This window comes from Winogradskyella sp. UBA3174, assembly GCF_002364335.1.
Lineage (GTDB): Bacteria > Bacteroidota > Bacteroidia > Flavobacteriales > Flavobacteriaceae > Winogradskyella.
The window spans coordinates 1-8,728 of sequence record NZ_DEXW01000031.1 but is presented as its reverse complement, the minus strand read 5'-3'; the positions used below and the strand labels follow the sequence as shown (position 1 = coordinate 8,728).

Annotated in this window: 9 protein-coding genes and 2 pseudogenes; 7 read left to right on the top strand and 4 right to left on the bottom strand. The window is 29.9% G+C overall.

Annotation, left to right across the window (positions count from 1 at the left end):
- Positions 1-125 (bottom strand): annotated as a pseudogene (locus tag B2U95_RS16280) (cystathionine beta-lyase); the annotation flags it as partial.
- Positions 126-284: 159 nt separating this feature from the next.
- Here B2U95_RS16280 and B2U95_RS04125 point away from each other — a divergent pair.
- From B2U95_RS04125 to B2U95_RS04105, 5 genes are all read left to right on the top strand, one after another.
- Complete coding sequence (locus B2U95_RS04125) at positions 285-743, top strand: Lrp/AsnC family transcriptional regulator (protein ID WP_296313145.1); 459 nt, start codon at positions 285-287, stop codon at positions 741-743.
- Between the two features lie 3 nt (positions 744-746).
- Positions 747-1,373: a CPBP family intramembrane glutamic endopeptidase gene (locus tag B2U95_RS04120; protein WP_296313144.1), complete on the top strand. Its 627-nt coding sequence runs from the start codon at positions 747-749 to the stop codon at positions 1,371-1,373.
- A 79-nt stretch (positions 1,374-1,452) separates the two neighbouring features.
- Complete coding sequence (locus B2U95_RS04115) at positions 1,453-3,042, top strand: S41 family peptidase (RefSeq protein WP_296313143.1); 1,590 nt, start codon at positions 1,453-1,455, stop codon at positions 3,040-3,042.
- Between the two features lie 95 nt (positions 3,043-3,137).
- The gene (gene lpdA / locus B2U95_RS04110) at positions 3,138-4,538 is read left to right on the top strand and encodes a dihydrolipoyl dehydrogenase (protein WP_296313142.1); all 1,401 of its coding nucleotides are present in this window, start codon (positions 3,138-3,140) and stop codon (positions 4,536-4,538) included.
- Positions 4,539-4,619: 81 nt separating this feature from the next.
- Positions 4,620-5,456 (top strand): DUF922 domain-containing protein, encoded by an 837-nt coding sequence (locus B2U95_RS04105; protein ID WP_296313140.1) that lies wholly within the window; start codon positions 4,620-4,622, stop codon positions 5,454-5,456.
- Positions 5,457-5,467: 11 nt separating this feature from the next.
- Here the strand turns inward: B2U95_RS04105 and B2U95_RS04100 are convergent, their stop codons facing one another.
- The 3 genes from B2U95_RS04100 to B2U95_RS04090 form a co-directional block, all read right to left on the bottom strand.
- The gene (locus B2U95_RS04100) at positions 5,468-6,058 is read right to left on the bottom strand and encodes a hypothetical protein (RefSeq protein ID WP_296313138.1); all 591 of its coding nucleotides are present in this window, start codon (positions 6,056-6,058) and stop codon (positions 5,468-5,470) included.
- Positions 6,059-6,122: 64 nt separating this feature from the next.
- Positions 6,123-6,833, bottom strand: a complete 711-nt coding sequence (locus tag B2U95_RS04095) for a LytR/AlgR family response regulator transcription factor (protein ID WP_296313137.1) — start codon at positions 6,831-6,833, stop codon at positions 6,123-6,125.
- Positions 6,826-7,485 carry a sensor histidine kinase gene (locus B2U95_RS04090; RefSeq protein WP_296313135.1) on the bottom strand — a complete coding sequence of 220 codons (660 nt, stop codon included), beginning with the start codon at positions 7,483-7,485 and terminating at the stop codon, positions 6,826-6,828. The genes B2U95_RS04095 and B2U95_RS04090 overlap by 8 nt, the downstream gene beginning before the upstream one ends.
- 601 nt (positions 7,486-8,086) lie before the next feature.
- Here B2U95_RS04090 and B2U95_RS04085 point away from each other — a divergent pair.
- Both B2U95_RS04085 and B2U95_RS04080 read left to right on the top strand, forming a co-directional pair.
- Positions 8,087-8,488, top strand: a complete 402-nt coding sequence (locus B2U95_RS04085) for a MotA/TolQ/ExbB proton channel family protein (protein ID WP_296313133.1) — start codon at positions 8,087-8,089, stop codon at positions 8,486-8,488.
- 20 nt (positions 8,489-8,508) lie between these two features.
- A pseudogene (locus B2U95_RS04080) lies at positions 8,509-8,728 on the top strand (esterase); the annotation flags it as partial.

Here is an 8,728-nt window from a genome sequence, read left to right as displayed (position 1 = left end):
GTATCGAACATGGTTTTTGCTGATATGAAGGTATAGGTTGAGGAATCTGAAATTGATGGATTAACACCTCCGAATTCACCGAAGTATTGTAAATCTTGAATATTGTTTGTAGGCTTAAATTTCATAATAATTTAATTTGATTAATACTTCAAAATTCAACAATTACAGATGTATTGTCAAGTATTATTTAATTATTTAGAAAATAAAGCTATGTATTATTAATATAATAGATTTATAATCTATATTTTTATCTGATATTGGTTTTAACATGAAAAATTACAACTATGAACTTCGATAATATTGATAAGAAATTGCTAAAGCTTTTACAAAACGATAGCAAGCAAACTAATAAAGTATTAGCATATGCCTTGGGTTTATCGGTTACTGCTGTTTACGAACGAATAAAAAAACTTGAAAATAAAGGTGTAATTAATAAATATGTAGCATTAGTTGATAAAAAGAAAGTCGATAAAGATTTCGTTGCTTTTTGTAATATAAAGTTAGTACAACATACACAGGATTATGTTGTTAAATTTGAACGGGAAGTTGCTAAGCTTAATGAAGTTTTAGAATGTTATCACATTAGTGGTGATTATGATTATCTTATAAAAGTTTTGGTAGAGGACATGGAGGAGTTCAGAGAATTTATGGTAAAAAAACTAACTAAAATTGATCATATTGGCAGTACTTATAGTATGTTTATGATTAATGAAGTAAAACACACAACAGCTATTACACTTTAATTTATGAAAACTAGAGATTATAGACTCTTAGAATTATTTCTTATATTTATAATTGCACCAATAAGTTTTGTCTTACAATTTCCTATTTGGATCAAAATAGCCATAGGTGTACTAGGATTTGGATATGTTATTTTTGTTTTGCTAAAGATTGAAGGCAACGTATTTAAGATTAAAAAGGGTATTAGTTGGAGACAATTTCGGAAACGAACATTATTAAAATTCGTTGGTGTTTTCGGAATTACAACAGCTTATGTTCTTGTTGTTGATGCTAATAATTTATTCTCAATGCCTTTGAATAAGCCTTTTGTGTGGGTTATTATTATATTTGTTTATTCAGCTTTTTCAGTCTATCCACAAGAATTAATTTATAGAACGTTTTTCTTTCAGCGTTACCAATCACTATTTAAAAATAAAACACTTTTTATTTTGTGTAATGCGGCTGTATTCTCTCTAGCTCATATTTTCTTTAAAAACACATTGGTTCTGTTTTTAACATTTATAGGTGGTATTATTTTTGCTTTGACTTATAAGAAGACTAAATCAACATTATTAGTATCAATAGAACATGCTATTTATGGCTGTTGGTTATTTACTGTAGGTATGGGAGAAATGTTAGGGTTTCCTAATTAAAGAAAAGTAGAGGCAACCTTTTATTAATTTTTTACGTCTATTAAAACACACCCTAGTATTACTAAAACAGAATTATTAAATGAAGAAATTTTTACTATTATTTAGTGTTGCAATGGTATTCGCATCATGTGCAAGCGTAGAAAAGTATAATACACAAGTTACAAAATTACATTCTGTTGAAGATATACATGAAGATATTGACAAAGTATATAATCAATTACAAAGATTACATCCACGATTATATCAATTCAACTCTAAAGAAACACTAGATTATAAGTTTGATAGCTTAAAAAAAGCAATAACTAAACCTATTACAAGTCGTACATTTTATAAAAAATTAGCTGCGGTTACTAAATATGTTGGTCAAGGCCACATGTCAGTTTCTCCACCATCTAAAAAACTAGAGAGAAAAGAACGAAGCGCGTTTAATTTAATGAAATTCGATATCAATAATCTTGATTTTGAATACGTTGATAACAAGCTTATAATTTCTAAGGCAAAGGGTGACGATTCATTATTAGTAAATGCAGAGGTGTTAAAAATAGGCGATAACACAACTCAATATTTAATGAATACTTATAAAAAAAGAGTTGCTTCAGATGGTTATAATACCACGTTTTATAACAGAGTAATTGGTAAACGTATTCTACGCTATTATAGTTATGATGTTGGCCGTTTTGATAGTCTTAAAATTACCTTTAGAAATTTAGATTCTACATTTGTTAAAAATTACAAACGTATAGCCAAGGTTAAAATCAAAGATTCACTGAGTGAAGACTCTATTAAAGTTATAAAGCCTAAAGTAAAATTAACAAAGGCAGAGCGAAAGGCTAAAAAATTAAAATGGAAAAAAGAACGTAAAGAAAGACGCAAGTACGGTTATGACTATGCTACAAAAGAAAATATAAGAGATTTAAGTTTTACAGGAAAGGATAGTACTGTAGCATTATTAAAAATTAAAGGATTTAAGAATGGTAAATTTGAAGCGTTTTATGACGAAACCTTTACAATATTAGATTCTTTAAAAACTAAAACACTAATTATTGACCTGAGGAATAACTTTGGTGGGCGTCTAAATGAAATCGACTATTTATATTCTTATCTCACAGATAAAAACTTTACGTTTATTAATAAAAGTGAAATCAATACAAGATTTCCAGTTTTAAAAAGTCTTATGAGTAATTCTAAAGGATTAGGAGTAAAACTTTTTGTAGGATTATTATCTCCTGGTTTTGCGGTTGTAGATATTCTACGTGTAAGTAAAAAAGATGGTCAGTTGTATTATAAATTTAAATCAGCGAAAGAACAAGAAGCGAATCCATTAAATTTTAAAGGAAAAATATATGTACTAATCAATGGCAATTCATTTTCGGCATCATCAATTTTAGCTACTCAATTAAAAGGTAGTAAACGTGCAACATTTGTTGGTGAAGAAACAGGAGGAGCATACAATGGTACAGTTGCTGGTTTATTTAAAGTCTATGAATTGCCAAATACTATGGTTCGCGCAAGGATAGGGTTAATGCATATAGATTCTAAATACAATATAGAACCAGATGGTTATGGTGTAAAGCCAGACATAGAAATTCTACCAACCTACCAAGATAGACTCAATAATGTTGACCCGGAATTAGAGTGGGTTTTAAAAGCTATTGAAAAGAAGAAATAAATCTGTTTTATTCGGAATTATAGGTTTTAAAAATTCGTAAATCTTTAATCTAAATCGTATTTTTGTATTTGTTTTAATCAGATAAAAAATACTTTATGAATTCATACGATGTAGCAATAATAGGATCAGGACCTGGTGGATATGTAGCAGCAATTCGTTGTGCACAATTAGGAATGAAAACTGCAATTATTGAAAAATATTCAACACTTGGTGGTACGTGTCTAAACGTTGGTTGTATTCCTAGTAAAGCTTTATTGAGTTCGTCTCATCATTATGAAGAAGCTACAAAACATTTTGAGGAGCATGGTATAGAAATTCCTGGTGAAATTAAAGTGAATCTTGAAAAGATGATTGGTCGTAAACAATCTGTAGTAGATCAAACTACAGGTGGAATCGATTTCTTAATGAAGAAAAACAAGATTGATGTTTATGAAGGTTTAGGGTCTTTTAAAGATGCAACTCATATAATTATTGAAGGAAAAGATGCTGGTGAGATTGAAGCAAAAAATATCATTATTGCTACAGGAAGTAAGCCAAGTAACTTACCTTTTATTGAGTTAGACAAAGAACGTATTATAACGTCTACAGAAGCTTTAAAGCTAAAAGAAATTCCGAAACACATGATTATCATTGGTGGTGGAGTAATTGGCTTAGAGTTAGGCCAAGTCTATTACAGATTAGGATCACAAGTTACTGTTGTAGAATATATGGATAGAATATTACCAACCATGGATGCTGGTTTATCTAAAGAACTTAATAAAGTTTTTAAGAAAGCAAAATGTAAAATGATGCTCTCTCATAAAGTACAATCTGTTGAGCGTATCGGTGACGAAGTCATCGTAAAAGCGGAAAATAAGAAGGGTGAACTTGTAGAATTTAAAGGAGATTATTGTTTAGTTTCTGTTGGTCGTAGACCTTATACCGATGGTTTAAATGCTGAAGCGGCAGGAGTAAATATTAATGATAAAGGACAAGTAGACGTTAATGACCATTTACAAACATCTGCATCTAATATTTATGCAATTGGTGATGTTATAAAAGGCGCTATGTTAGCACACAAAGCTGAAGAAGAAGGTGTATTTGTAGCAGAAACTATAGCAGGACAAAAACCACATATAGATTATAACTTAATTCCTGGAGTCGTTTACACGTGGCCAGAAGTTGCTGCTGTTGGTAAAACAGAAGAAGAATTAAAAGCCGATAACGTAGAATACAAAGTAGGTCAATTTCCTTTTAGAGCTTTAGGTCGTGCTAGGGCAAGTGGAGATATAGACGGTTTTGTAAAAATTTTAGCAGATAAAGTAACTGATGAAGTTTTAGGAGTACACATGATTGGTGCTCGTTGTGCCGATTTAATAGCAGAAGCAGTTACGGCAATGGAGTTTAGAGCATCTGCAGAAGATATTTCTCGTATGTCTCATGCACACCCAACGTTTGCAGAGGCAGTTAAAGAAGCGGCTCTAGCTGCAACTGAGGATAGAGCTTTGCATGTTTAAACAAATCCCTTTGGAAGTAGGAATCCCATATAGTAAAGGCGAACGTAATGCGTTCGCTTTTTTCATTAAATATATAACTAAATGAAAAAAATCACAGCTAGTCTTCTATTCGCTATACTTATATCATGTTCACCAAAATTAAGGAGTAACATTGACAAAGTGCTAGCTCCTCTGTCTGATAAGGCACTCGTAGTTGTATTAGACGCTGCGGATGATCAAATAATTAATGGTACAAAGATTGGAGATTTAAAAGCAGTTGATGGTGGGTTCGCTGAAAACTGTACGTATTATGAAAACGTACAGAACCTTAAAAGTATGGCGCGTCAAAATGGAGCAAACTTAGTTAGAATTACAAAACAGATATCACCAGATAAAAGAAGTGCTTGCTTTAGGTTGTGGGCTAATATTTATAAGGTAGATGACCCGAAACGCTATGAAACAGAAATAGTATGGAGTGTAAACAGAAAATTAACTTGGGACGATTTTAAAGGACAGCCAGACCAAATAACATATCCGAATGCATTAGCGTTGACAAATTCTGGGTTTGGCTATGAAAGTAGCGCAAACCTTTTTAAAGATGGAAAGCTATTTATTCAATGTGTTTTTAAGACCTATGAAAGTTGGGTTCTGCCAAATTCTAGTACAGATTACATATTAAGACACGAGCAAATTCATTTTGATATTACAGAAATCTATTCTCGAAAACTAAGAAAAGCGTTAACTGATTTAAAAATAACGGCAGTTAACGCAGATAAGGCCAAACCTGTTTTTGACAAAATATTTAAGGAATTTAATAAAAGACAAGATCGATACGATAGTGAAACAAAGCGTGGTGCTAAAAAAGAAACGCAAGAATTTTGGGAAGCTACAGTAAAGATAGAATTAGCTAAATACGCTTTATATAAAGAGAACGAATAAAATATAATGTTTTATAATTCTTGTATTAAATCAAAGATACGTAGGCGTTTACTGTAATCATCTTCATTAATATCTCTCACAAAACAATATGCACTAATTTCTTCGTTTTTAACTTTTTCTGATAGTATTTCTACTTTAAAAGGTCCGAATTCTTCAGACTTTTCTATATAATAGAACTCATGGTCGTAGATGATATTGCTTACTTTCTTCTTATACTTATCTTTTAAAAACGATTGAACATCTTCTACTGAGCTCAGCTCTTCATTATAATTTGTTGTATTTATATAAAGCGCAAATTCTTCTTTCTCTTGGTTGTTGAGTACTAAAATATCATCATCTTTAAAATAGGCTTTAACCTCAATTAACCCATCTTCAGTTTCAATAGAGAGTATATTTTGAATATTTATGTTCCAAGATGTTTTAATGGTAGCATCTTTTCGTTCAATCTCAAGAATATTATCTTCTCTAAAAGTGTATATGGCTTTCTTTTTAGAAATACCATTCACTAAAACCCATTGCTGATTTATAAAAAGGGAATCGTGGTGACGCTCATAATTAAAAGGTTGTAAATTAGGAATAGTGCTGTGTAGGTAGTCGTTCATTAAGCGGTTTAAAAAATAGCGGATACCGCTATAACGTTAGATTTGGGTTTTTAATTATCTAAAGTTAAAACTTTTCTAGCTGTTTTAAAACTTCTTTCTTATAACTTCGACTAATGGATAGTGCTAAACCATTAATTGTAATATATTCATTAGTAAATGATTGAATTTTTACAATACAAATAATATAAGAGCGATGGATTCTTAAAAACAGCTTTTTAGGTAGTTTAGCTTCAATAGCACTTATGGTTTCTCTGGTAACAATTATAGTATCGTTGAGATGTATTTTTATATAATCACTATAACTCTCTATGTAGATGATAGCATCAAAATCTATTTTTATCATCTTTCGGTCTGAGCGTACAAAAATAAAATCAGTGCCTTCATCGACTTGTTTTTTGTCATTATTAATTTGCGATGAGACTTCAAAATAACGATTTACAGATTTGAGTAAACGTTCAAAAGCTATAGGCTTTAATAAGTAGTCTACGGCCTGTAAATCAAAGCCCTCAACCGCATAATCCCTATAAGCTGTAGTAAATATAATTTTAATATTCTTGTTTATAGATTTAGCAAAGGCAATACCAGAAATCTCTGGCATGTTTATATCTAAAAAGACTAAATCTATTTCATTATTACTAATAAAGTTAAAAGCTTCAATAGCATTTTTACATTGTGCTTTAATCTTAATGTTATCGATTTGTAATAAGTGAGAGGCAATGATTTCTCTTGCAATAAGCTCATCATCAACTATAATACAAGAGACCGACTTAAGCATGTGCTGCAATTGATTTAGAATTAATTAGTAATGTCACAGAGAAATCATCATCAGTCTTCAAAATATCTAAACTATATTGATTTGGATACAATAACTCTAATCGCTTTTTTATATTCTCTAAACCAAGACCTTCATTAAGACCTGAATCTTTAGAGCTACTATTTTTAATAACAAACTCTGTATGATTTGTTTGAGTTTTTATTGCAATATTAATCTTTAAAATACCATCTATAATAATACCATGTTTAAAGCTGTTCTCTATAAAAGGAATAAATAACATGGGAGCAATTTCTATAGATCCTGAATGAATATCTTTTGTAAAAGTTACATTTAACGTCTCATTAAAGCGCATTTTTTCTAAACTAATGTAATCTTCAATATGATTTATCTCGTCTGTTAAACTCACAAAGGGTTTATCTACTTGGTAAAGTAAATAATCAAGGAGGTTAGAGAGTTTTAAAATCATTTTTGGTGTTTCATCTGCCTTTTTCAACGCGAAACCATACATCGTATTTAGAGTGTTAAATAAAAAATGAGGATGAATTTGCATTTTTAGATATTTCAGTTCTTGCTCTTTGAGTTTTAATTGTGTTTCTAAAATTTTAGTTTCAAGTGTTTTAGTTCTTTTTGAAGCATCAATATTTAACTTCATAAGTTTAAAAGCACTAACAATAAAAGTAACTAGATATATACCTGTCATAACAAACAAGATATTTCTGGTTAAGGGATTCATGTTTTTGTACTCAAAATTTGAAAGATATATAAGACTAAAAAAGATAGAGACCATTACTAAATAAAAAGAAATAATAAGTGTATATATACTATAAAGTACAAAGAGTAAATAACGCTTTGTTACGAGGTAACCTGGAATTAACTTATATATTGAAACATAAGTTGTTGCAATAGTTATTGGCATTAAAAACAAAGAAAACATTAAAGTATCATTGAAGTTTTTACTACTAGAGCTAAAGAAGTAAGTGTAGAATAAAAGGACGCAACACCAAAAAAATATGTGTAAAAAACCTCGTCCTATTTGTTTTAAAATAAATTTTCTGTTTAGCATTTAATTAGCTTCTTAATACAATAATAGTATAATTTTTAAAGGCACTCTAAGTTCGTAGACGAATGACAGATTTAGTTATGGTTTTAGCATTTTGTTGTATCGCTAATTAAAATGGTTGTCTGTCGCAATTAAAAATTATTAGATGTTATTAGTTTTAAGTTTGGCCTATGTTTAATTAAAATCATCAATTATGAACGAATTAGTAATTTCAAATTTTTTAGTAGTAAACCGTTTTAGTGAGGGTGGCTCATTGTTTATGACAGTAATATTAATTTTTTTATTACTATCTCTATTCTTTTTAATCAGAGGATTTATAAATAGTAAAAAAGATATCCCGACAACCGAAAAAATGTTAAAGCTTACAGTAGACTCAAGTTTATTAGCACTAGTATGTGGTTTTTTAGGTTCGGTTTTAGGATTAATTACAGCTTTTGATTCACTTGAAGCTATGGGTAATGTAGATCCTGCAATATTTGCTGGCGGACTTAAAGTATCATTATTAACAGCTACGTTTGGTCTGTTTTCGTTTGTTATAGCTAGACTCGGAATTTTAATTTTACGTTGGTCATTAAAGCTAGAGGATAAAGCGTAAATCAATATTATCTTTATTATATGAAAAACAGAACCCAATTAGAATTAATTATAATAGTTATGCTTTGCTTTAATTTGTCAATTAAAGCACAAGCTAGTCAAAATGAACAAGAATTAGCAACTAGTCAGATAGTTGATAGTATATATTCAAAAACTTTAGGTGAGTACCGCAATTTTTGGGTAAAATTACCAGACAATTATAATCCTAAAAGCAATACTAAGTATCCTGTAATTTATCTAT